Origin of the sequence: Mycobacterium palustre (assembly GCF_002101785.1) — a bacterium.
Classification (GTDB): Bacteria; Actinomycetota; Actinomycetes; order Mycobacteriales; family Mycobacteriaceae; genus Mycobacterium; species Mycobacterium palustre.
The window spans coordinates 26,092-50,369 of the sequence record NZ_LQPJ01000147.1 but is presented as its reverse complement, the minus strand read 5'-3'; the positions used below and the strand labels follow the sequence as shown (position 1 = coordinate 50,369).

The 24,278-nt window shown below is 69.3% G+C and carries 16 protein-coding genes; 7 read left to right on the top strand and 9 right to left on the bottom strand.

Annotated features, from left to right (window positions below):
* Nucleotides 1-100: 100 nt before the first annotated feature.
* From AWC19_RS26705 to AWC19_RS26685, 4 genes are all read right to left on the bottom strand, one after another.
* Nucleotides 101-4,051, bottom strand: a complete 3,951-nt coding sequence (locus AWC19_RS26705; RefSeq protein WP_085081086.1) for a DNA-directed RNA polymerase subunit beta' — start codon at nucleotides 4,049-4,051, stop codon at nucleotides 101-103.
* A gap of 46 nt (nucleotides 4,052-4,097) precedes the next feature.
* Complete coding sequence (gene rpoB / locus AWC19_RS26700; protein ID WP_142281434.1) at nucleotides 4,098-7,595, bottom strand: DNA-directed RNA polymerase subunit beta; 3,498 nt, start codon at nucleotides 7,593-7,595, stop codon at nucleotides 4,098-4,100.
* A 387-nt stretch (nucleotides 7,596-7,982) separates the two neighbouring features.
* Entirely contained in the window at nucleotides 7,983-8,996 is a 1,014-nt protein-coding gene (locus tag AWC19_RS26690; RefSeq protein WP_085081084.1) for an ABC transporter ATP-binding protein, read from the bottom strand.
* A 170-nt stretch (nucleotides 8,997-9,166) separates the two neighbouring features.
* On the bottom strand, nucleotides 9,167-10,687 hold the full coding sequence (locus tag AWC19_RS26685) for a carotenoid oxygenase family protein (RefSeq protein WP_085081083.1): 1,521 nt from the start codon (nucleotides 10,685-10,687) through the stop codon (nucleotides 9,167-9,169).
* A gap of 71 nt (nucleotides 10,688-10,758) precedes the next feature.
* On the opposite strand from AWC19_RS26685, the gene AWC19_RS26680 reads away from it, so the two are divergent.
* Nucleotides 10,759-11,442 carry a TetR/AcrR family transcriptional regulator gene (locus AWC19_RS26680; RefSeq protein WP_085081082.1) on the top strand — a complete coding sequence of 228 codons (684 nt, stop codon included), beginning with the start codon at nucleotides 10,759-10,761 and terminating at the stop codon, nucleotides 11,440-11,442.
* Nucleotides 11,443-11,492: 50 nt separating this feature from the next.
* On the opposite strand, the gene rplL is transcribed toward AWC19_RS26680, so the two are convergent.
* From rplL to AWC19_RS26655, 5 genes are all read right to left on the bottom strand, one after another.
* Nucleotides 11,493-11,885: a 50S ribosomal protein L7/L12 gene (gene rplL, locus AWC19_RS26675; protein WP_085081081.1), complete on the bottom strand. Its 393-nt coding sequence runs from the start codon at nucleotides 11,883-11,885 to the stop codon at nucleotides 11,493-11,495.
* A gap of 31 nt (nucleotides 11,886-11,916) precedes the next feature.
* Nucleotides 11,917-12,474, bottom strand: coding sequence for a 50S ribosomal protein L10 (rplJ, locus tag AWC19_RS26670; RefSeq protein ID WP_085081080.1), 558 nt, complete (start codon nucleotides 12,472-12,474; stop codon nucleotides 11,917-11,919).
* Nucleotides 12,475-12,720: 246 nt separating this feature from the next.
* Nucleotides 12,721-13,638 (bottom strand): ROK family protein, encoded by a 918-nt coding sequence (locus AWC19_RS26665; protein ID WP_085081079.1) that lies wholly within the window; start codon nucleotides 13,636-13,638, stop codon nucleotides 12,721-12,723.
* Between the two features lie 5 nt (nucleotides 13,639-13,643).
* Nucleotides 13,644-14,261 (bottom strand): DUF7158 domain-containing protein, encoded by a 618-nt coding sequence (locus tag AWC19_RS26660; protein ID WP_085081078.1) that lies wholly within the window; start codon nucleotides 14,259-14,261, stop codon nucleotides 13,644-13,646.
* Nucleotides 14,258-18,433: a glycoside hydrolase family 38 N-terminal domain-containing protein gene (locus AWC19_RS26655; RefSeq protein ID WP_085081077.1), complete on the bottom strand. Its 4,176-nt coding sequence runs from the start codon at nucleotides 18,431-18,433 to the stop codon at nucleotides 14,258-14,260. The genes AWC19_RS26660 and AWC19_RS26655 overlap by 4 nt, the downstream gene beginning before the upstream one ends.
* A gap of 58 nt (nucleotides 18,434-18,491) precedes the next feature.
* Here AWC19_RS26655 and AWC19_RS26650 point away from each other — a divergent pair, with 58 nt between their 5' ends.
* The 6 genes from AWC19_RS26650 to mmaA3 all read left to right on the top strand — a co-directional run bounded on the left by AWC19_RS26650 (nucleotide 18,492) and on the right by mmaA3 (nucleotide 24,237).
* Nucleotides 18,492-19,112, top strand: coding sequence for a DinB family protein (locus tag AWC19_RS26650; RefSeq protein ID WP_085081076.1), 621 nt, complete (start codon nucleotides 18,492-18,494; stop codon nucleotides 19,110-19,112).
* A 55-nt stretch (nucleotides 19,113-19,167) separates the two neighbouring features.
* Nucleotides 19,168-20,514 carry an ABC1 kinase family protein gene (locus AWC19_RS26645; RefSeq protein WP_211285007.1) on the top strand — a complete coding sequence of 449 codons (1,347 nt, stop codon included), beginning with the start codon at nucleotides 19,168-19,170 and terminating at the stop codon, nucleotides 20,512-20,514.
* 10 nt (nucleotides 20,515-20,524) lie between these two features.
* Nucleotides 20,525-21,430: an alpha/beta fold hydrolase gene (locus tag AWC19_RS26640; protein WP_085081075.1), complete on the top strand. Its 906-nt coding sequence runs from the start codon at nucleotides 20,525-20,527 to the stop codon at nucleotides 21,428-21,430.
* 69 nt (nucleotides 21,431-21,499) lie between these two features.
* A complete protein-coding gene (gene mmaA1 / locus AWC19_RS26635; RefSeq protein ID WP_085081074.1) occupies nucleotides 21,500-22,360 on the top strand; it encodes a mycolic acid methyltransferase MmaA1 in 861 nt (286 codons plus the stop codon).
* Nucleotides 22,361-22,403: 43 nt separating this feature from the next.
* Nucleotides 22,404-23,294 carry a cyclopropane mycolic acid synthase MmaA2 gene (mmaA2, locus tag AWC19_RS26630; protein ID WP_085081098.1) on the top strand — a complete coding sequence of 297 codons (891 nt, stop codon included), beginning with the start codon at nucleotides 22,404-22,406 and terminating at the stop codon, nucleotides 23,292-23,294.
* Between the two features lie 61 nt (nucleotides 23,295-23,355).
* Complete coding sequence (gene mmaA3, locus AWC19_RS26625) at nucleotides 23,356-24,237, top strand: methoxy mycolic acid synthase MmaA3 (protein ID WP_085081073.1); 882 nt, start codon at nucleotides 23,356-23,358, stop codon at nucleotides 24,235-24,237.
* The last annotated feature ends 41 nt before the right edge of the window (nucleotides 24,238-24,278 follow it).

Sequence of the window (24,278 nt, the reverse complement as noted above, 5' to 3'; positions counted from 1 at the left end):
CCAGTACGGTCCACACGCAAAATCACGCCGAGAAGCAAGCCACCCACGAAAAAGCCCCGGGCCTCTTTCGTTGAGGCCCGGGGCTTTTCACAGCGTCGGACTACCGATAGTCGCTGTAGCCGTAGTCGTCCAGCGGAACCGCGGCTCCGGTGGCCTGGCCGAAGTCCGGGCTGTAGTAGTGATCCTCGTAGGACGGGATCGTGTACGCCGCGGCCCGGGCCTCCTCGGTGGGCTGCACCTGGATGTTGCGGTACCGGTTGATGCCGGTGCCGGCTGGGATCAGCTTTCCGATGATCACGTTCTCCTTCAGACCGTTGAGCTTGTCGCTGCGGCAGTTGATCGCCGCATCGGTCAGCACCCGCGTGGTCTCCTGGAACGACGCCGCACTCAGCCACGAGTCGGTGGCGAGGCTCGCCTTCGTGATGCCCATCAGCACCGGGCGGCCGGCGGCGGGCTCGCCGCCCTCGGCCACCACGCGACGGTTCTCCGCCTCGAACTCCGCGCGGTCGATCAGCGAGCCGGGCAGGAACTCCGTCGAGCCCGAGTCGATGATGGTGACGCGGCGCAGCATCTGGCGAACGATTACCTCGATGTGCTTGTCGTGGATCGACACACCCTGGGCGCGGTACACCTCCTGCACCTCGCGGACCAGGTGGATCTGCACCTCGCGGGGGCCCTGCACGCGCAGCACCTCGTGCGGGTCGGCCGAGCCTTCCATCAGCTGCTGGCCCACCTCGACGTGGTCGCCGTCGGACAGCACCCGCTCGGAGCCGTCCTCGTGCTTGAAGACCCGTAGGCGCTGGCGCTTGGAGAGCTTGTCGTACACGACCTCCTCGCCCCCGTCGTCGGGAACGATGGTGATCTTGTAGAAGCGCTCCCCGTCCTCGAGGCGCACGCGCCCGGTGACGTCGGCGATCGGGGCCTTGCCGCGCGGGACGCGGGCCTCGAACAGCTCCTGCACGCGCGGCAGACCGCCGGTGATGTCCTCACCGACACCACCCTGGTGGAAGGTACGCATCGTCAGCTGCGTGCCCGGCTCACCGATGGACTGCGCCGCGACGATGCCGACCGCCTCCCCGATGTCGACCAGCTTGCCGGTGGCCATCGAACGCCCGTAGCACGTGGCGCACACGCCGGTGCCGGTGGCGCACGTCAGCACCGAGCGCACCTTGACCGTCGTGATGCCCGCCGCCAGCAGGGCGTCGATCTCCGGGTCGCCCAGGTCCTGGCCGCGCGCGACGACGACGTTGCCGGCCTCGTCGACCGCGTCGGTGCCCAAAGTCCGCGCGTACGCCGAGGTTTCGATGTACGGGTCGCGGATCAGGCTGCCGTCGGGCTGGCGCTCGGCCAGCTCCACGACGATGCCGCGCTCGGTGCCGCAGTCCGCCTCGCGGACGATGACGTCCTGGCTCACGTCCACCAGACGACGGGTCAAATAACCCGAGTCGGCGGTGCGCAACGCGGTGTCCGCCAAGCCCTTTCGCGCGCCGTGGGTGTTGATGAAGTACTCCAGCACCGTCAGGCCCTCGCGGAACGACGACTTCACCGGACGCGGGATGAACTCGCCCTTGGGGTTGGTCACCAGGCCCTTCATGCCGGCCAGCGTCCGGGTCTGGGTGAAGTTACCCGTGGCACCCGAGTCGACGATCGTGATGATCGGGTTGTCGGCCGGGTAGTGCTCCCGCAGCGCCTGGCCGACCTCGTCGGTGGCTTCCTTCCAGATCTCGACCAACGCCTCGTTGCGCTCGTCGTGGTTCAAAGCACCACGCTGAAACTGCTTTTCGACCTTCTCGGCGCGCTCCTCGTAATGGTCGAGGATTTCCTTCTTGCGCGGCGGCACCAGCACGTCGGCCATGGAGACCGTGACGCCGCTGCGGGTCGCCCAGTAGAAGCCGGCGTCCTTGAGCTTGTCGACGGTCTGCGCGACCACGATCATCGGGTAGCGCTCGGCCAGGTCGTTGATGATCGCGGCCTGCACCTTCTTGTGCATCTGCTTGTTCACGAACGGATACCCAAGCGGCAGCAGCTCGTTGAACAACACCCGGCCCAGCGTCGTCTCGGCCATCCAGGCATCCCCCGGCTGCCAGCCGTTGGCGCCGAACAGCTCGGCCTCGATCTCGGCCGGCGGACGCAGCTGCGACAACCGGACCTTGATCTTGGCGCGCACCGACAGCACACCGCGATCGGCGGCCATGATCGCCTCGGCCGGTGAGGAGTACACCCCGACCTCCGGCCGATCCTTTGTCGCGGGCCGGAATTCGCCCTTGTCGCCTTCGACCTCGGTGGTCAGGTAGTACAACCCGGTCACCATGTCCAGTCGCGGCATGGCCAGCGGGCGGCCGGAGGCCGGCGACAGGATGTTGTTGGAAGACAGCATCAGGATGCGGGCCTCGGCCTGCGCCTCGGCGCTCAGCGGCAGGTGCACGGCCATCTGGTCACCGTCGAAGTCGGCGTTAAACGCCTCACACACCAACGGGTGTAGCTGAATCGCCTTGCCCTCCACCAGCATCGGCTCGAACGCCTGGATGCCCAGCCGGTGCAGGGTGGGTGCGCGGTTGAGCAGCACCGGGTGCTCGGCGATGACCTCTTCGAGGACGTCCCACACCTGCGGACGCTGCCGCTCCACCATGCGCTTGGCGCTCTTGATGTTCTGCGCGTGGTTCAGGTCGACCAGCCGCTTCATCACGAACGGCTTGAACAGCTCCAGCGCCATCAGCTTGGGCAGGCCGCACTGGTGCAGCTTGAGCTGCGGGCCGACCACGATGACCGAACGGCCCGAGTAGTCGACGCGCTTACCGAGCAGGTTCTGGCGGAACCGGCCCTGCTTGCCCTTCAGCAGATCCGACAGCGACTTCAGCGGGCGGTTGCCCGGCCCGGTGACCGGGCGGCCGCGGCGGCCGTTGTCGAACAGCGCGTCCACCGACTCCTGCAGCATGCGCTTCTCGTTGTTGACGATGATCTCGGGCGCGCCCAGATCGATCAGCCTCTTGAGCCGGTTGTTGCGGTTGATCACCCGGCGGTACAGGTCGTTGAGGTCGCTGGTGGCGAACCGGCCGCCGTCGAGCTGCACCATCGGGCGCAGCTCCGGCGGGATAACCGGCACCGCGTCGAGCACCATGCCCATCGGCGAGTTGCCCGACTGCTGGAAGGCGGCGACCACCTTGAGCCGCTTCAGCGCGCGAAGCTTCTTCTGGCCCTTACCGTTTCGGATAACCTCGCGCAGCGACTCGGCCTCGGCGTCGATGTCGAAGTTTTCGATCAGCTTCTGGATCGACTCCGCGCCCATCGCGCCGGTGAAGTACTCGCCGTAGCGGTCGACGAGCTCACGGTAAAGGTTCTCATCGACGATCAGCTGCTTGGGGGCCAGCTTGGTGAAGGTGTTCCAGATGTCCTCGAGCCGGTCCAGCTCGCGCTGCGCCCGGTCGCGGATCTGACGCATCTCGCGCTCGCCGCCGTCCCGAACCTTGCGCCGCGCATCGGCTTTCGCACCCTCGGCCTCCAGCTCGGCCAGGTCGGCCTCCAGCTTCTGGGCGCGGGCCTCCAGCTCGGCGTCGCGCTGGTCCTCGACGCTCTTGCGCTCCACCATCATCTCGGCCTCGAGCGTCGACAGCTCGTTGTGCCGCATCTCCTCGTCGACCGAGGTGATCACGTAGGCGGCGAAGTAGATGATCTTCTCGAGGTCCTTGGGCGCCAGGTCGAGCAGGTATCCCAGCCGCGACGGCACGCCCTTGAAGTACCAGATGTGCGTGACGGGCGCGGCCAGCTCGATGTGGCCCATCCGCTCGCGGCGCACCTTGGCGCGGGTCACCTCGACGCCGCATCGCTCACAGATGATGCCCTTGAAGCGGACGCGCTTGTACTTGCCGCAGTAGCACTCCCAGTCGCGAGTCGGTCCGAAGATCTTCTCGCAGAACAGGCCGTCCTTCTCGGGCTTGAGTGTGCGGTAGTTGATCGTCTCCGGCTTCTTGACCTCGCCGTAAGACCATTGCCTGATGTCCTCCGCGGTGGCCAGGCCGATGCGGAGTTCATCGAAGAAGTTGACGTCGAGCACGTAACTCCCTTTCCCCTTGCGGGTTTAGATAACTAAAAAACGTTGACTAAGCCAGGTCCTCGACCGAGGCGGATTCGTTGCGGGACAGGTTGATTCCCAAGTTCGCCGCGGCGCGCTCCAGGTCCTCGTCCTCGCCCTCGCGCAGCTCGATCGCCGCACCGTCACTGGACAGCACCTCGACGTTGAGGCACAGCGACTGCAGCTCCTTGAGCAGCACCTTGAACGACTCGGGGATGCCCGGCTCGGGGATGTTCTCGCCCTTGACGATCGCCTCGTACACCTTGACCCGGCCGACGGTGTCGTCGGACTTGATGGTCAACAGCTCCTGCAGCGTGTACGCCGCGCCGTAGGCCTGCATGGCCCAGCACTCCATCTCACCGAACCGCTGGCCACCGAACTGCGCCTTACCACCCAGCGGCTGCTGGGTGATCATCGAGTACGGGCCGGTGGAGCGGGCGTGGATCTTGTCGTCCACCAGGTGGTGCAGCTTCATGATGTACATGTAGCCGACGGTCACCGGGTACGGGAACGGCTCACCGCTGCGCCCGTCGAACAGCACCGCCTTGCCGTCGCCGTCGACGAGCACGTCGCCGTCGCGGTTGGGCAGCGTGGCCGACAGCAGGCCCTGCAGCTCGGCCTCCTGGGCGCCGTCGAACACCGGCGTCGAGACGATGGCGTTGGGCTCCGCGTGCAGCAGTTCCTCGGGCAGCTTGGACGCCCAGTCGGGCACCCCGCCCTCCGTGTCGACCTTCCACCCGGACTTGGCCACCCACCCGAGGTGGGTCTCCAGGATCTGGCCGATGTTCATCCGTCGCGGCACGCCGTGCGTGTTCAGGATGATGTCCACCGGGGTGCCGTCCGGCAGGAACGGCATGTCCTCGACCGGCAGGATCTTGCCGATGACGCCCTTGTTGCCGTGCCGGCCGGCCAGCTTGTCACCGTCGGAGATCTTGCGCTTCTGGGCCACGTACACGCGGACCAGCTCGTTGACGCCCGCCGGCAGCTCGTCGTCGTCCTCGCGGGAGAACACCCGGATGCCGATGACCTTGCCGGACTCGCCGTGTGGCACCTTCAGCGAGGTGTCGCGGACCTCGCGGGCCTTCTCGCCGAAGATCGCGCGCAGCAGCCGCTCCTCCGGGGTCAGCTCGGTCTCACCCTTCGGGGTGACCTTGCCGACCAGGATGTCGCCGTCGCGCACCTCGGCGCCGATGCGCACGATGCCCCGCTCGTCCAGGTCGGCCAGCACCTCGTCGGAGACGTTCGGGATGTCCCGGGTGATCTCCTCGGCGCCCAGCTTGGTGTCGCGGGCGTCGATCTCGTGCTCCTCGATGTGGATCGAGGTGAGCACGTCCTCCTCGACCAGGCGGTTGGAGAGGATGATCGCGTCCTCGTAGTTGTGGCCCTCCCACGGCATGATCGCCACGAGCAGGTTCTTGCCCAGCGCCATCTCGCCGTTCTGGGTGCAGGGACCGTCGGCGATCACCTGGCCGGCCTCGACCCGGTCGCCCGCGTCGACGATCGGCGACTGGTTGGCGCAGGTGCCGTGGTTGGACCGGGCGAACTTGCGCATCCGGTAGGTGTGCCGGGTGCCGTCGTCGGCCATCACGGTGATGTAGTCGGCCGAGACCTCCTCGATCACCCCGGACTTGTCCGCGACGACGACGTCGCCGGCGTCGATCGCGGCGCGCAGCTCCATGCCGGTGCCCACCAGCGGCGCCTCGCTGCGCACCAGCGGGACCGCCTGGCGCTGCATGTTGGCGCCCATCAGGGCACGGTTGGCGTCGTCGTGCTCGAGGAACGGGATCATGGCCGTGGCCACCGACACCATCTGGCGCGGCGAGACGTCCATGTAGTCCACCTCGGAGGAGGGCACGTACTCGACCTCGCCGGCCTTGCGGCGCACCAGGACGCGCGGCTCGACGAATCGGCCGTTCTCGTCGATCGGCGAGTTGGCCTGCGCCACGACGTGGCGGTCCTCCTCGTCGGCGGTCAGGTAGACGATCTCGTCGGTGACCACCCCGTCGACGACCTTGCGGTACGGCGTCTCGATGAACCCGAACGGGTTGACCCGTGCGTACACCGACAGCGAACCGATCAGGCCGATGTTCGGACCCTCCGGCGTCTCGATCGGGCACATCCGGCCGTAGTGGCTCGGGTGCACGTCGCGGACCTCCAGCCCGGCGCGCTCACGCGACAGACCGCCCGGGCCCAGCGCCGACAGCCGGCGCTTGTGGGTCAGGCCCGACAGCGGGTTGTTCTGGTCCATGAACTGCGAGAGCTGGCTGGTGCCGAAGAACTCCTTGATCGCGGCGACCACGGGCCGGATGTTGATCAGCGTCTGCGGCGTGATGGCCTCGACGTCCTGGGTGGTCATCCGCTCGCGGACCACGCGCTCCATGCGCGACATGCCGACCCGGATCTGGTTCTGGATCAGCTCGCCCACCGTGCGCAGCCGGCGGTTGCCGAAGTGGTCGATGTCGTCGGTCTCCACCGGGACCTCGACGCCGCCCGGGACGGTCATCGTGGGCTGGCCCTCGTGCAGGCGCACCAGGTACTCGATGGTGGCGACGACGTCCTCTTCGGTCAGCGTCGAGCTCGTGATCGGCTCGCCGGCGTGCAGGCCCAGCTTCTTGTTGACCTTGTAGCGGCCCACCCGGGCCAGGTCGTAGCGCTTCTCCTTGAAGAACAGGTTCTCCAGCAGGGTCTGCGCGGACTCCTTGGTGGGCGGCTCGCCCGGGCGCAGCTTGCGGTAGATGTCCAGCAGCGCCTCGTCGGTGCCGGCGGTGTTGTCCTTCTCCAGGGTCGACATCATGATCTCGGAGAAGCCGAACCGCTCGGTGATCTGCTCGTTGGTCCAGCCCAGGGCCTTGAGCAGCACGGTCACCGGCTGGCGGCGCTTGCGGTCGATGCGCACGCCGACGGTGTCGCGCTTGTCGACGTCGAATTCCAGCCACGCGCCGCGGCTGGGGATCACCTTGACGCTGTGCAGCGTCTTCTCGGTGGACTTGTCGATGGTCTCGTCGAAGTACACCCCGGGCGAGCGCACCAGCTGGCTGACGACGACGCGCTCGGTCCCGTTGATGATGAAGGTGCCCTTTTCGGTCATCATCGGGAAGTCGCCCATGAACACCGTCTGGCTCTTGATCTCGCCGGTGTTGTTGTTGATGAACTCGGCCGTGACGAACAGCGGGGCCGCGTAGGTCATGTCCTTGTCTTTGCACTCGTCGACCGGCGCCTTGACCTCGTCGAAGCGGGGGTCGGAGAAAGACAGCGACATCGAGCCCGAGAAGTCCTCGATCGGCGAGAGCTCGTAGAGCACCTCTTCCAGGCCGCCCACCGGGTTGACGTCTCCGCGTGCGACGGCCGCCTCGCGCCAGCGCGGCGAGCCGATCAGCCACTCAAACGAGTCGGTCTGCACGTCAAGAAGCCCCGGAACCTCGAGCGGTTCACGGAGCTTGGCGAATGAAACTCGGTTAGGTGCTCCTGGCACGGAGTTGTTGGGACTTTGCGGGCGATCCGTCTTGCTCTGGCGGGAATCTGCCAAGATGCATCCTTCCAGCACCTCGTGCGACTCACGGGAACCGGTAACACCGGCCAGTTCGCCGCAACATTTTGTGGTTTAGGCCGGCGAACGATCTGTCCGGATCTCACGAGCGCAACTAGCAGCTGAGCCAAACAAAGGGGGCTCAGGCTAAGACCACGGTGTCAAGTGGCGGGTGAGGTGGGCAGGAGGTAGCCAGCGCAACGTCCAACAATAGCGCAGGACCGCGCATTCCTCAACTACCCACACCAACAGGCCCAGGGAGATCGGCGCTGGCTGGCATCTCGGCCTTCCCGTGGGTACATGCTGCCCAACAGACTGACCCGTTTGCGCCCCGTCGTCAAGGGGGCGGGGCGGCAAGTTGCGCCAAGTTAGCGCAAAATTCTCGGGTCACTCGCCACCGAACTCGTGGGACTTGTATTTGTGGGTGCCCTCGAGGTCGTCGAGGATCGCCGCCTGCGCCTTCTTGGGCAGGGTGTGCAGGATCTCGCGGACCCGGGCCTGGCGGCGGGCGACGGCCTTGCGCTCGGGCATCCCGGGCGACGCCACGATCTGCGGAGGCACCCCCTCGATCTCCTCGACACCGCCGGCGTGCTGGCCCGCCTCGAGCGCGGCCTGCTCCTCGGCCATGGTCGCCTCGTCCTTTTCCTCCGACATGCCGATCGGCCCGATGCGCCGGCCGTTGAGGAACTGGCGCACCACCGGCTCGTCGCTGGTCAGCAGCACCTCGCGCGGGCCGAACATGACCAGCTTGCGCCGAAACAGCATGCCGATGTTGTCAGGCACGGTGCGCGCGATGTTGATGTTGTGCGTCACGATCAGCACCGTGGCATCGATCTGGGCGTTGATGTCAAGGATCAGCTGGCTCAAATAGGCGGTACGCACCGGGTCCAGACCCGAGTCCGGCTCGTCGCACAAGATGATCTGCGGATCCATCACCAGCGCGCGGGCCAGGCTGGCGCGCTTGCGCATACCGCCGGAAATCTCGCCGGGAAACTTCTTTTCGTCCCCACCCAAACCCACCAAAGACAGCTTCTCCATGACGATGTCACGGATCTCGCTTTCCTTCTTCTTGGTGTGCTCGCGCAACGGAAACGCCGCGTTGTCGAACAGGTTCATCGAACCGAACAGGGCGCCATCCTGGAACATCACGCCGAACAGCGTGCGGATCTCGTAAAGCTCCTTGGCCGAACACTGCAGGATGTCGGTGCCGTCGATCAAAATCGACCCGCGCTCCGGGCGCAGCAACCCGATCAGAGACTTCAAAAACACCGATTTGCCGGTACCCGACGGCCCCAGCAACACGCTGACCTCCCCTGGAGGGATGTCCAGCGTCACGTCTTCCCAAATCCTGGAGGGACCGAACGACTTGGTGAGCCCCTTCACCTCGATAGCGACGCCCATGGGCAATCCTTCCGTCGACGCTCGTGCCCGCCACCTGCCCTTTTGTGTGGCATGAGTCACTGTAGCGCACGGCCCTGAGGTGCATCACGGTTGGGCAGCGCCGCCGGTAAAAATTGGCCGACCTGAGACCCAGGGAGGCCGCGTCGCGGCGGAATTATTTGACGCGCGTGTTAGCTAGCGGGCGCCCAGTTGCCGTGGAAGCCCATCGGGACCCGCTGCGGCAGGTGCACGGTGGCCATGGGCTCGAGGGTGCGGGCGTCGATCAGCAGCAGCTGGCCCTCGTCCCGTCCGCGGTGATAGCCGTAGCCCATCAGGACGCCGTCGTCTTCGGCCGTTTCCAGCGGGCCGCGCCCGGGGTTGGGAACGAAGCACATCTCGCCGACCAAAATGTCGGGATCGAGGCGGGCGACGTCGCGCGAGCCGGTCGCGTAGTCGTGCTTGTACACCGCGGTGGGCGACTCGGTCGCTTTGTCGCCGAGGTATCCGAAGCCGACGGTGTAGCCGTAGCGGTGGCGCCGGCCGAGCACGGTTTCGTCGATCCGGGGGAACTCCTGCGGCCGGTCGTCGCGGCACTCGGTGCTCACCGCGCCGGTGGCCAGGTCGACGGTCCAGCGCTCCAGCGTGGGCGGCGTGTCGCCGGGACCGCGCCGATCGCGGTCGAACATCCGCGAATAGCGGACCACGTCGAGCACCAAAACCTCTGCGGCGCCGCGCATTTCGGAGTACGCGTTGAGGGGGTGGTAGACGTAGCAGGGTTCGATGTCGAACCAGCGGACGTCGGCTTTTCCGGCGTCGTCACCGCCCTCGCGCGGCATCACCCCGATGCGCGCCGGGTAGTCGGGGTTCCACGCGTACGGCATCCGGTCGGAATGCTTGGGGTTGCGGTTCATCATCGCGCTGATCGGGCCGGGCACCCGCACGCGCCCGATCAGCGACTGCAGCACCAGCCGGGCCGGGGCGCCCAGCCAGCCCGGCACGCTCGACGGCACGACCTGCACCGGGTCGAAGGTGACGGGCAGGTCGTAGAGCACCACGTATTTGTCGGTCAGGGAAAAGTCGTGCATCATCGGCGACCCCGACACCTCGATGTCGACGGTCCGGCGGGCCCGCCCGTGGGTGTCGATCACCGAGTACTGCACGGTGCGCCCGCGCGCGAACGAGTAGGACACGGCGTGCAGCTCGCCGGTGCGCGGGTCGCGGTGCGGGTGGGCGGTGTAGCCGCCGGCCAGCGTGCCGTCGAAGTCGCAGGTCCCGAGGGTGTCGAGCTCCTCGGTCAGCTCGTAGTTGGCGACCCCACCCTCGACCAGCGCCAGGGTGCGGCCGGCGTGGGTCACGACGTTGGTGTTTGCGCCCAGCGACAGCATCCCGGCCCGGGGGTCGAGCCGGCGCGGGGCGGGCTCGCCGAGGGTGGCGGACACCGACAGGCTGCGCACCCAGCGGTTGCGGTACCAGCGGGCCTTGCCGTCGCGCAGCGCGACGCCGTGCACCATGCCGTCGCCGCTGAACCAGTGGTAGGTGGCCGGGTCGACCTCTTCGGCCGGGTTGGGTCCGTTGCGCAGGTAGCGCCCGTCGAGGTGCTCGGGGATGTGCCCGGTGACCTCGAGCTCGGTGGCGGTCACCTCGGCGCCTACCGGCGCCAAAAAGCCCTCGAGGTACGGATTGCGGGTCTGGACGGTCTGCGTGGACGTCATGGCCGAGCTCCTATAACATCGTTATTTCAGCGTTATAAGAACGGTACGCCGACGGTGAGAAGGTGGCAAGGATGACTTCGGAGACCCAGCAGGGCGCGCGCAGCGTTCGCGACGAGATGCTGCGCGCCGCCGTCGGCCTGCTGAACGAGCAGGGCCCGGACGCGCTACAGACCCGGCGGGTGGCCGGGGCCGCGGGGACCTCGACGATGGCGCTGTACACCCATTTCGGCGGGATGCGCGGCCTGATCGCCGCGGTCGCCGACGAGGGCCTGCGGCAGTTCGACGCCGCACTCACGCTGCCCGAGACCGAGGACCCGGTCGCCGACCTGTTCGCCCTGGGCGTGGCCTACCGGCGTTATGCCATCGAGCGCCCGCACATGTATCGGTTGATGTTCGGCAGCACCAGCGCCCACGGCATCAACGCGCCGGCCGGCAACGTCTTGGCCCTGACGGTCGCCGAGATCGAGCAGCACATTCCCAGCTTCGCGCACGTGGTGCGGGCCGTGCGGCGGTCCATGCTGGCCGGGCGGATCGGCGCGGGGGCGCCGGGCGACGAGGCGGTCGTGGCGACGGCGGCCCAGTTCTGGGCGCTGATCCACGGGTTCGTGATGCTCGAGCTGGCCGGCTTCTACGGCGACGACGGAGCGGCGGTCGCGCCGGTGCTCCGCGCGATGACGGCGAACTTCTTCGTGGCCCTCGGTGACTCACCCGAGCGGGTGGCGCGGTCGCAGGAGGCCGCGAGCCGCCCGCGCTGAGCGCGCCAAACCCCCGGGACCTGGCGTCCCGGGGGTTTGCGCGCGTCGACTTACTTGACGGTGACGGTGGCGCCGGCGGCCTCGAGCTTGGCCTTGGCCTCGTCGGCGGCCTCCTTGGCGACCTTCTCCAGCAGCGGCTTGGGCGCGCTGTCGACCAGGTCCTTGGCCTCCTTGAGGCCCAGGCCGGAGACGATCTCGCGGACCACCTTGATGACGCCGATCTTCTTGTCGCCGGCGGCCTCGAGGATGACGTCGAACTCCGACTGCTCCTCGGCGGCCTCGGCGGGGGCGCCCCCGGCGGCGGGGCCGGCGGCGGCGACCGCGACCGGGGCGGCCGCGGTGACCTCGAAGGTCTCCTCGAACTTCTTGACGAAGTCCGAAAGCTCGAGCAGCGTCATCTCCTTGAAGGCGTCGAGCAGGTCGTCGGTGGAGATCTTTGCCATGGTGTGGGTCCTTCCTGGTTTGGGTGGGGGTTTATTCGGCGTCGGCCGGGGTCTCGGCGGTCTCCGGGCCTGCCTGGGAGGCCTTCTTTTCCTGCAGCGCGGCCGCCAGGCGGGCGACCTGCGAGGCGGGCGCGTTGAACAGGCCGGCCGCCTTGGCGAGGTTGCCCTTCATCGCACCGGCCAGCTTGGCCAGCAACACCTCGCGCGACTCGAGGTCCGCGATGCGTTCCACCTCGGCGACCGTCAGCGGGTGGCCGTCCATGTAGCCGCCCTTGATGACCAGCGCCTTGTTCTCCTTGGCGAAGGTCTTGATGGCCTTGGCGGCGTCGACCGGCTCGCCCCGGACGAACGCGATGGCCGTCGGGCCGGCGAACAGCTCGTCGAGCCCCTCGATCCCGGCGTCCGACGCGGCGCGCTTGATCAGCGTGTTCTTGGCGACCGTGTAGGTGGCCGAGCCCGCCAGCGACCGGCGCAGCTCGGCGAGGTGGGCCACCGTCAGACCGCGGTACTCGGTGATGAGGGTGGCCGTCGCCTCCTTGAACTGCTCGGCGATGTCTGCAACGGCGGTGGCCTTGTCAGCCCGGGCCATGCATACCTCCTGGTGTGAAGTCGTGCGACGTGTCCTCTGCGACCACCTCAAAAACGACGAACGCCCCGGCGCAGGAAGCGGCCGGGGCGAAAATACGCGCCGGCTCGCGCCGGCGTGCTGCCTCGTCCTCCTGCGTGGGCCGCCGGGATGCTCCCGGACCTTCAACCGATTTCTCGGTGACCGACGGTCTTCGGTGGATCGCCAACCAGGATAGCGTGGCGCCCCGCGATCAGCCAAAACAAGCCGCTACGGCAGCCCCGCCAGCCGGGCCGCCCCGACCAGGCCGGCCTGGCCGCCGAGTTCGGCGGGCACCACCCGCAGCCCGGCGAGGAAGTCAAGTCCGGCGTAGCCGGCCAAGGCCGCGCGCAGCGGGTCGAACAGCAGCGGCCCGGCGTTGGCGACGCCGCCGCCCAAAACGACGAGGTCCAGGTCGCAGACGGCCGCCACCGAGGCGATCATCGCCGCGAGCGCGCGGGCGCCCCTGCCGAAGGCGCGCCGCGCCACCGGGTCGCCGGCCGCCGCCGCGGCGGCCAGGTTTCGGGCGCCGGCGCCGGGCGGCGCGGCCCAGCCGTTGGCCCGCGCCCAGCGCACCAGCCACGGGCCGGCCGCGACCGTTTCGACGCAACCGTGGCCGCCGCAGGTGCACGGCGCCCCGTCCTCTTCGACCACCACGTGACCGACGTGTCCGGCGTTGCCGGTCCGCCCGGTGTACGGGGCGCCGCCGAGCACCAGTCCGCCGCCCACGCCGGTGGACACGACCATCCCGAGCAGGAAGCGGGCCCCGCGGCCCGCGCCGAGCCAGTGCTCGCCAAGCGCCATGCACACGCCGTCGCCGGCCAGCCGCACCGGCACGCCGGGCGCCCCCGGAATCAGGGCCGCGACCCGGTCCCGCAGCGGGAAGCCCTGCCAGCCTTCGATGTTGATCGGGCTGACGGTTCCGCGGGCCAGGTCGACGGGCCCGGCGGACGCGATGCCCACCGCGGCGACGGGCCCACCGGCTGCGCGCAGGCAGTCGGCGATCGTGGCGGCGACCGCCGCCCACACCTCCTCGGCCCCGCCCCCGGGCGGGGTGGGCCGGATGTCGGTGTGCACCAGGGCGCCGGCGGCGTCGGCCAGGCCGGCGGCGATCTTGGTGCCGCCGATGTCCAGGGCGAGGGTGAGCATGGCCGTCAGTGCCGGTGGGTGTTGTCGGGCTGGCGCGGGTCGCCGGGATGCTCGTAGCCGGGCGCGAGCTCGACCAGCGCGGCCCGGCGCGCGTCGAGCCACACCCGGAAGGCGCGGCGGCGCGCGGCGCCGCGCAGATGCTCGGCGATCACCCGCCGCACCTCGTCCAGCGGCGGCGCGGTGAGCGCGGGCGCGCGCCAGCCGTCCGGGGCCGCGCTCGACGCGGCGAACCGCAGCGGGTTGCGGGCGTGATAGGCGGCCACATCGTCATCGCTGACCCGGACCGCCGCGGTGACGTCGGCGTACACCGCCCGCGACAGCGGATCGGCCAGCGCGGCCGCGGCGACGCTGCCGATCTCCAGCCGCGCCGTCGCGTCGGGCAGCACGTCGGCCTCGGCCGGCGCGTCGCGGGCGGTCAGGCCGCGCGCGACCGCCTCGGCCGCGACCACCCGCCGGGTCACGATCAGCTGGGTGAGCCAGCGGCGCAGTTGCCGGCCCTCGCCGGTGCCGGCGGCGGGCAGCCGGGCCGCGCCCGCGCCGGCGCGCAGCCGGGCCTCGGCCGCGTCGACCTCCGCCACCGAAATCGGTTCCCCCGCAACGGTTGCCACCGTGTCGAGGCTCATGTCACCGTCACCCGCACCGCCTCGGAGTACAGGAGCCGCCCGGCGCAGCCCACCCGGACCAGGGCCCACCACTGGCCGGGGTCCTGCCACGGCGGCGGCGTCACGTCGAAGCCCAGTTCGACCGTGCCGTGGGCGGCCAGCGCGGCGCCGCGCGCCGCCGGGCCGATCCACTCCCAGGTGTCCCACGGGCTGATCAGGTGGGCCTCGAGCGCCAGCGGGGCCCGGGCGTGGGTGCCGACCGTGACGGCCAGCCGCGCCGTGGCCCCGGCCGCGACCTCGACGTCGGCCGGCCCGTCGACGAGGTAGACGAGGTCCGCCTCGTCGGGGGCCCCGACCTCGACGACGCACACGTCCTCGACCGCCTGGCGCCACGCCGCCGGCACGCCGTCCCCGGCGACGCGGAGCTGGGCGCGCACGGGATACAGGCCCGGCGGCGCGCCGGCCGGGATCGTCACGACCACGTCGGCCTCGCGGTGCTCGCCGCTGCGCAGGCTGAAGGGCAGCTCGGCGGGGGCGGCGGACCAGGCGTCGGGGCACAGCACCCGCACCGCGCCGCTCAGGGCGGCGTCGGTGCAGTCGCTGGCCGCGGTGAGGCGCAGCGCCACCCGCTCGCCGGGGTCGGCGGCCACCCGATGGGGGTGCAGGTGGGCGACGGCCGGCAGGCCGCCGAGCGGCGCGGGGCCGCGGTTGTGCAGCCAGTAGCGGGCGTACAGCGGTTGCGCCGCCTCGGCGTTCGGGGCCAGCTCGCCGGAACCCCTTGGTGCGCCCGGTGTTTCGAGTCGGGCCAGCACGGTGGCCACCTGGTAGCCGTGCAGGTCGACCGATCCCGCGGGTGGGCCCAGCGGGCTTTCCAGCAGGTCGGCGAGCCGCAGCCCGGCGACGTCGGCGTGGTCGGACCGGACGGTCACGCGGGCGCCGGCGCCGGTGGCCTCCACCAGCCGCAGGGCCACCTCGGCGGGGTCGGCCCGCCGGGCGCGGCCGGCGGCCAGCGGGTTGCCGGCGGCCTTGAGGGCCGCCAGTTGCACCGCGCCGTCGGGTTCGACGCGCAGCAGCGATCCCTCCGGCGGCAGGTCGCCGCCCGGCGGGCTGGGGCGCACGGCCAGCAGCGGGTGGGCGAATTGGGCGCTGGCGCTTGGGATCTGGGCGCGCCGCCAATCGCCGTCGCCGGTGACGAGCGCATAGTCGAACGCGTGGGTCCAATGCTGCAGCTGGAAGCTGGAGCCGTCGGGCGCGGTGCGGCGCGGGTCGTCGATCCAGATGCCCGACGGCCAGCCGGTGCAGGACCGCATCAGCGCGGTGTGCAGCGTGCCGTCGGTGTCGACGGCGAAGCTGGGCACCCCGCGGTTGAGCAGCGCGACGGTGCGGTCTTCGAAGCGGTCTTCGAAGGAGCTTAAGCCCGACGGCGCCCGCTGGGTGACGCCGATCTCGGCGCCACCCAGCTCGTCGACCAGCGACGCGATCGCGGCGGCCAGGCCGTCGTCGTCGCGGCCGTCGACGATCAGGACCGGCAGCGCCAGCGGCGCGCGCAGGTCGGCGCCGGGCACCCACACGGCCGCCAACGCCGTCGCGGCCGGCACCCACACCCGGGCCCGGCCCGTCTGCGCCAGCTGCCGTTCGAGTTCGTCGGTGTACCACGAATCAGCCTGGGTCAGAACGTCTTTGGTGAACGAGTTGCGGGACGGGCCGCCCAGCGCGATGCGCACGTCGGGCAGGTTGGAGTCGACGCCGAGGTGGCCGTAGCGCGGCCGGTCGGCGCCGCTGCAGGTGGCCGTGACGCCGGCCCGGACCAGCCCGACCATCAACCCGCGCGCAAGCGGCCCGGACACCGCCTCGTCCGGCGACACCACCTCGGCCACCGACACCGCCCGCACGCGGTCGCCGATCCGCACCCGGACCGCCGAGGACAGCCCGAACCAGCCGTAGGCCGGGTTATCCAGCGTCCACGGGTGCCGCGCCGTGTCCACCGAGCGCCCGCCACCGGGAGGCTCGTGCAGCAACGCAAAGCCCCGCCCGACGACGGCGTCGCCCACCTCGCTGACCGGCATGGCGCCGGGCACCGGGCAGGGCCACCGCAGCCGCACCAGCAGGTCCTGGCCGGTGAACTCGTCGATGACGGTGCGGCAGTCCACCCGCGCCACGCCGTGCCACAGGGTCAGGGTCTGGGTGTAGCGCAGCACGCCGCCGACCCGGCCCTGCACGACGAGCCGCTCCCCCAGCGGCCCGCGATACGCCCGCACCCGCGCCGGCGACTCCGACGAGCACACCACCGGACCCTTGGGCAGCAGGTGCCACGGGCCCTCCCCCTGCGTCGGGTGCGCCGGGTACTCCTCGTAGACGGCGAGGTCGTTGCCCAGCCGGCCGCCGGCGATGAGCTGGCGGCCGTCGCGTTCCAGCGACGCCACCGCCCCGCCGCGGGCGGGATCGACGGCCAGCCGGTAGTGCTCGTTGCCGATCGCCGTGCCGCGCATCGGTTCCCAGCGGCGCGGTTCGGCGTCGGAAACCAGCCGGTAGGCCCGCCAGCCCAGCGACGGCACGTCGCGCGCCAGCCAGCTCACCGACCGCCCGTCGTGCTCGACAAGCGCGGGCTGCTCGGCGCCCCCGGGGTCGAACACCCGCACGCCGGGGCCCAGCGGCGCGTCGAGGCGGACGGTGACGACGTCGGTGCGCCGCTGCGCCAACGGGTTCCACACGATCACGTCGCCCCCGATCGCGCCGGACAGCACCGACAGGGAGTTGTCGCGGGCGGCCCGGCCGAGCTCCCAGGCGTCGCGCCACCCGGTCAGCAGGTCGAGGTAGACCTGGTCGGATTCCGACCCGGTGATCGCGTCGTGGTGCGCGCCGTAGGCCAGCTGCACCCACGCCTTGGCGAGGGCGGCCTGCGGGTACTCGGCGCCGGCCAGCAGCGCGGCGAACACGGCGAAGCGCTCGGCGGCCAGCACGGTGTCCTCGGCGGCCCGATTGGCCTGCTTGGTGTCGATGTAGGAGACGTCCTTGCCGGTGTAGATCGGGTTCATGTCGCGGGTCTGCGGCGACGGCTCGCCCCCGCGCCGCGCGAGTTCGGCGCGCACCGCGGCGAAGAACTCGCGCGGCAGCCCGCACACGAAGCGCGGCCAGGTGTAGCGCGCCGCCCAGTCGCGGTGGATCGCGGTGACCCACTTGTTGGGCGGCGTGTAGTCGGTGCCGACGGGCAGCAGCACGTTGCGGGTCAAAGCGACGCCCTTGAGCTGACAAAACAGCCGGTAGGTCGCCTCCTCGGCGTCGGCGAGCGTGGTGGCTTCGTCCATCCCCCAGCCCGCCCCGTAGTGCGCGGGCATGTAGTGGGTCAGCAGGCCGCGGCCCGACGGCGCGATCCACTCGAACTCGCTGCGAAACTGCATGCGGTCCACCCCTTCGCCGTGGGCGGGGCCCCACTGGTGGAACGGCCCGCGGGCCCACGAGCTCGACGTCAACCCGGCGTCGGCGGCCATCCCCGGAAACTGCGGGTCGTGGCCGAACACGTCGAGCTGCCACGCGGTGGCCGGGTCGGCTTCCAACACGTCGCGCTGAAAACCCATGCCGTGCACCAGGTTTCGGATCGTCGTTTCCGGGCCGGTGAGGTTGGTGTTGGGTTCGTTGTAGGTGCCGCCCATCACCTCCAGGCGGCCCTCGGCGAGGAAGCGGCGCAAGTCGGCGCGGTCCTCGGGGTGGGTGTCCCAGTACGGCTTCAGGTAGTCCACCTCGGCCAGCACGAACTTGTACTCGGGCTCGCGGCGGGCCATTTCCAGGTGCGCGCGGACCAGCGCGAAGCCGTTGGCCTGCCGGCCCGGCGGGTCCGCGACCCACTCGCTGGTGTAGGCGCCCTGGGTGTTCCACCAGACCGGGTCGTAGTGAAAGTGGCTGACCATGAACATGGTCCAGCCGGGCTCGGCGATGGTGAACTCGAACTCGGTGATGTCGCCGCCGGCGTGCACCCGTGCCGCCCGCCGCTCACCGACGACCGCGCCGGCGACGGTGACCGGCACCTCCACGGCACCGGACCCGGGCTGGGCCGTCGCCGCGCCGCTCAGCCCGTCGCCGTCGATGCGGACCGGGGTCGGGGCGACGCAGCCCGCAAGGCCGATGCGCGCCAGCTGCAGCGGCGCGTCCGGCGGACCGACGAACAGCTCCGTCGAGTCCGCCGAAATGACCTGCACCCCCGCACCTTACGACGCGAGGGGCCGCGGCGGAGGCATCTGGACCTAGGATCTGGTCATGCCCGCCCTCGCCCCTCCCGTCACCGACGAGCGCAACGCCCTGCGCGAATTCATGGCCTTCCACCAAAGCGCCTATCTCGCCGTCTCTTACGGCCTCACCGACGAACAGGCCCGCGCCACCCCGTCGGCCAGCGCCCTGTCGGTCGGCGGCTTGATCAAGCACGTCACCGCCATGCAGCGCACCTGGATGGCACGCGTGGCCGCCGCGCCCGACGCGCCGCCGAAGGACCCGCGGCCCTTCGAGGAGATCGCCAAGGAGTTCGGCGAGCAGCACGTGATGCGGCCCGACGAGACCCTCGATGGGCTGCTGCGCGCGTTCGAAGCGCAAAACGCGCAGTCGCTGCGCCTGGCCGAAACCGCGGATCTGGACGCCACGGTGCCCGTCCCGCGTGACATCCCGTGGTTCCCCAGGAACCAGAAGGCGTGGTCGGTGCGCTGGGTGATCCTGCACGTGATCAACGAGCTGGCCCGGCACGCCGGCCACGCCGACATCGTCCGCGAAACGATCGACGGCGCCACGATGTATGAGTTGATCGCCGCGCGGGAGGGCTGGACGATCGACGGATGGGTGACGCCCTGGCAACCCCGGCAGGCGCGGCCGAAGCGCGCTGACGCGTAGCGGCACCGCGCTCAGCGATTGGGACTTGACCCCGCCGATTTGGCAGACTGCTGGAATGGCTTCTACCAAGCACCGCGAGGTGGCCAAGCTCGACCGGGTGCCCCTACCGGTCGAAGCGGCCCGGATGGCGGCCACCGGTTGGCAAGTCACGCGCAGCGCCGCCCGCGTCCTCACCAAGCTGCCGGCCCGGGGGCCGTGGCAGCAGAAGGTGATCAAGCAGCTCCCGCAGACCTTCGCCGACCTCGGGCCGACGTACGTGAAGTTCGGACAGATCATCGCGTCCAGCCCGGGCGCGTTCGGCGAGTCGCTGTCCCGCGAGTTCCGCGGCCTGCTGGACCGGGTCCCGCCCGCCGACCCGGCCGAGGTCCACGAGCTGGTCGTCGAGGAGCTCGGCGGCGACCCCGCCGAGCTGTTCGCCAAGTGGGACGAGACGCCGTTCGCGTCGGCGTCCATCGCGCAGGTGCACTACGCGACGCTGCACAGCGGCGAGGAGGTCGTCGTCAAGATCCAGCGGCCGGGCATCCGCCGCAGGGTCGCCGCCGACCTGCAGATCCTCAAGCGCTTCGCCCAGGCCGTCGAGCTGGCCAAGCTGGGCCGCCGGCTGTCGGCGCAGGACGTGGTCGCCGACTTCTCCGACAACCTGGCCGAGGAGCTGAACTTCCGGCTGGAGGCGCAGTCGATGGAGGCGTGGGTGGCGCACCTGCACGCCTCGCCGCTGGGCCGCAACATCCGGGTGCCGCAGGTGTACTGGGACTTCACCAGCGACCGGGTCCTGACGATGGAGCGGGTGCACGGCATCCGCATCGACGATGTCAAGGCCATCCGCCAGGCCGGGTTCGACGGCACCGAGCTGGTCAAGGCGTTGCTGTTCTCGCTTTTCGAGGGCGGGCTGCGGCACGGGTTGTTCCACGGCGACCTGCACGCCGGCAACCTCTACGTCGACGATGCGGGCCGCATCGTGTTCTTCGACTTCGGCATCATGGGCCGCATCGATCCGCGCACCCGCTGGCTGCTGCGCGAGCTGGTGTACGCGCTGCTGGTCAAGAAGGACCACGCCGCGGCGGGCAAGATCGTCGTGCTGATGGGCGCCGTGGGCACCATGAAGCCGGAGGCCCAGGCCGCCAAGGACCTCGAGAAGTTCGCCACCCCGCTGACCATGCAGACGCTGGGCGACATGTCGTATGCCGACATCGGGCGGCAGCTCTCGGCGCTGGCCGACGCCTACGACGTCAAGCTGCCCCGCGAGCTGGTCCTGATCGGCAAGCAATTTCTTTACGTCGAGCGGTACATGAAGCTCTTGGCGCCGAAGTGGCAGATGATGTCCGATCCGCAGCTGACCGGATACTTCGCCAACTTCATGGTCGAGGTCAGCCGCGAGCACCAGAGCGACGTCGAGGTGTAGCGGCGGCCCGATGGAGATACGCACCGGGACCGCCACCTCGGGTGACCTGAAGCTCTACTACGAGGACATGGGCGACGTCGACGACCCGCCCGTCCTGCTGATCATGGGGCTGGGCGCCCAGCTGCTGCTGTGGCGCACCGAATTCTGCGAGAGGCTGGTCGGCAAGGGCCTGCGCGTCATCCGCTACGACAACCGCGACGTGGGGCTCTCCAGCAAGACCGAGCGCCGCGGCGCGGGGCAGCCGTTGGTGACGCGGCTGGTCCGCTCGTGGCTCGGCCTGCGCAGCAAGGCGCCGTACGCGCTGGAGGACATGGCCGACGACGCCGCCGCGGTGCTGGACCACCTCGGCATCGAGCGCGCCCACATCGTCGGGGCGTCGATGGGCGGCATGATCGCCCAGATCTTCGCCGCACGCTTTGCCGAGCGGACGAAGACCCTTGCGGTCATCTTCTCCAGCAACAACGCGGCGTTCCTGCCGCCGCCCGGTCCTCGCCAGCTGCTGGCCCTCATCAAGGGCCCGCCGCCGAACTCGCCACGCGACGTGATCGTCGACAACGCCATCCGGGTGAGCAAGATCATCGGAAGCCCGCGCTACCTGCCGCCCGAGGAGCAACTTCGGGCCGAGGCCATCGAAAGCTACGAACGCAGCTACTACCCGTGGGGAATCGCCCGCCATTTCGATGCCGTCCTGGGCAGCGGCAGCCTGGTGCGCTACGACCGAAAGATCACGGCGCCGACCGTCGTTCTGCACGGCAGGGCGGACAAGTTGATGCGGCCCTTCGGGGGCCGCGCGGTGGCCCGGGCGATCGACGACGCCCGATTGGCGTTATTCGACGGCATGGGCCATGATCTGCCGCAGCAGCTGTGGGATCAGGTCATCGGAGTGCTGACTAGCAACTTCGCGCGATCCGGCTGACGTGGGCCATGCCGGTCGGAGAAATCCACCCACAGGTTGTACGGTTGGGCGTTAGGAGGGTGTCTAACAATGGCCGAGCTGAGACCGTATTACGAAGACTCGCAAGCGGCGTACGACATTTCGGATGAGTTTTTCGGTCTGTTCCTCGACCCGACGTGGGTCTACACCTGCGCCTATTTCGAGCGCGACGACATGACGCTGCAGGAGGCCCAACTCGCCAAATTGGATTTGGCGCTGGACAAGTTGAACCTCGAGCCGGGGATGACCCTGCTCGACGTCGGTTGCGGGTGGGGCGGCGCCCTGGTGCGCGCGGTGGAGAAGTATGACGTCAACGTCATCGGAATTACCTTGTCCCACAACCACGCCGAGCGCAGCAAGGCCCGGCTGGCCGAGCTTGAAACCAACCGGCACGCGGAGGCTCGGCTGCAGGGCTGGGAAGAATTCGACGAGAAGGTCGACCGGATCGTGTCCTTCGAGGCGTTCGACGCGTTTCACAAGGAGCGCTACGGCGCGTTCTTCGAACGCTCCTACGACATCCTTCCCGGCGACGGCCGGATGCTGCTGCACAGCCTGTTCACCTACGACCGCCGGTGGCTGCACGAGCAGGGCATCGCGCTGACGATGAGCGACCTGCGCTTCCTAAAGTTTTTGCGCGAGTCGATCTTTCCGGGCGGCGAGCTGCCTTCGGAGCCCGACATCGTCGACAACGCCGCCGCCGCCGGGTTCTCCCTCGAGGAAACCCAGGTGCTGCAGCCGCACTACGCGAAGACCCTCGACACCTGGGCGGCCAACTTGAAGGCCAATCGGGAGCGGGCCATCGCCATTCAGTCCGAAGAGGTGTATGACAACTTTATGCACTACCTGACCGGCTGTGCGGAACGGTTCCGGCGCGGACTGATCAACGTCGCGCAATTCACCCTCGTCAAGTGAGGTGACCGGCGGCCGGCGCGGCCGCAGGGAGGGGCATGGCGCCATGGGCAAGGATCTGACGCCGCATTTCGACGACGTCCAGGCGCACTACGACCTCTCCGACGACTTCTTCCGGCTGTTTTTGGACCCCACCCAGACCTACAGCTGCGCCTACTTCGAGCGCGACGACATGACGCTGCAGGAGGCGCAGATCGCCAAGATCGACCTGGCGCTGGGCAAGCTGGGGCTGCAGCCGGGGATGACGCTGCTCGACATCGGCTGCGGCTGGGGCGCCACCATGCGGCGCGCCATCGAGAAGTACGACGTCAACGTCGTGGGCCTGACGCTGTCGAAGAACCAGGCCGAACATGTCCAGAAGGTCTTCGAGCAGATGGACACCCCCCGCGCCCGCCGCGTGCTGCTGGCCGGCTGGGAACAGTTCGACGAGCCCGTCGACCGGATCGTCTCGATCGGCGCCTTCGAGCACTTCGGCCACGACCGCTACGACGACTTCTTCGCGATGGCCCGCCACGTCCTGCCCGGCCCGCCCGATCCGGGCGTGATGCTGCTGCACACGATCACCGGGCTGACGGGGCCGCAGTGCGTCGAGCGGGGCATCCCGCTGACCTTCGAGATGGCCCGGTTCATCAAGTTCATCGTCACCGAGATCTTCCCGGGCGGACGGTTGCCGTCGATCGAGATGGTGGCCGACCACTCGGCGAAGGCGGGCTTCGCCCTGACGCGCCGGCAGTCGCTGCAGCCGCACTACGCCAGGACCCTCGACCTGTGGGCCGAGGCGCTGCAGGCCCACCGGGACGAGGCCGTCGCGATCCAGTCCGAAGAGGTCTACGAGCGCTACGTCAAATACCTGACCGGATGTGCCGACGCCTTCCGCATCGGCTACATCGACGTCAACCAGTTCACCTTGGAGAAAGTCACGGGCAAGCGATTTTAAATGCAAGGGCTGCGCCCTACCCCGTGTAGGGTGCCGAGGACGGCCGCAGTCGGGAGGACCTATGGCTGAAAATCGAGTGGGCGCTACGCGGACGCGGTCCAACTCCGACAACGTCAGGGCGCATTACGACCTGTCGGACGAGTTCTTCGCCCTGTTCGTCGACCCGACCCGCACCTACAGCTGCGCGTACTTCCCGCGCGAGGGGATGAACCTGCACGAGGCGCAGGTCGCCAAGATCGACCTGACGCTGGACAAGCTGGGCCTGAAACCGGGGATGACGTTGCTCGACGTGGGCTGCGGCTGGGGCTCGGTGATGAAGCGCGCCGTGGAGCGCTACGACGTCAACGTCGTGGGGCTGACGCTGTCGAAGAACCAGCACGCCTACTGCCAGCAGGTCCTCGACTCGGTGGACAGCGACCGCTCGCGGCGGGTGTTGCTGCGCGACTGGGGCGAGTTCGACGAGCCGGTGGACCGCATAGTCGTCATCGAGGCGTTGGAGCACTTCGGGTTTCACCGCTACGACGACTTCTTCACGTTCGCCTACGAGGCCCTGCCGGCCGACGGCGTGATGCTGCTGCACGCGATCACGGGGCTGCACGTCAAGCAGGTGATGGAGCGGGGCATCCCGCTGACGATGGAGATGGCCAAGTTCATCCGGTTCATCGTGACCGAGATCTTCCCCGGCGGCCGGCTGCCGATGATCGAGACCGTCGAGGAACACTCGGAAAAGGTCGGTTTCACCGTGACGCGCCGCCAGTCGCTGCAGCTGGACTTCGCCAAGACCCTCGACTTTTGGGCCGAGGCGCTCGAGGCGCGCAAGGACGAGGCCATCGCGATCCAGTCCGAAGAGGTCTACGAGCGCTACATGAAGTACCTGATCGGGTCGGCCAAGGCGTTCCGGATGGGCTACATCGACTGCAACCAGTTCACCTTGCAAAAGTGAGCTTCAAGTAAGGTTCTTAGGCTTAGACCTCATCCAGGAGA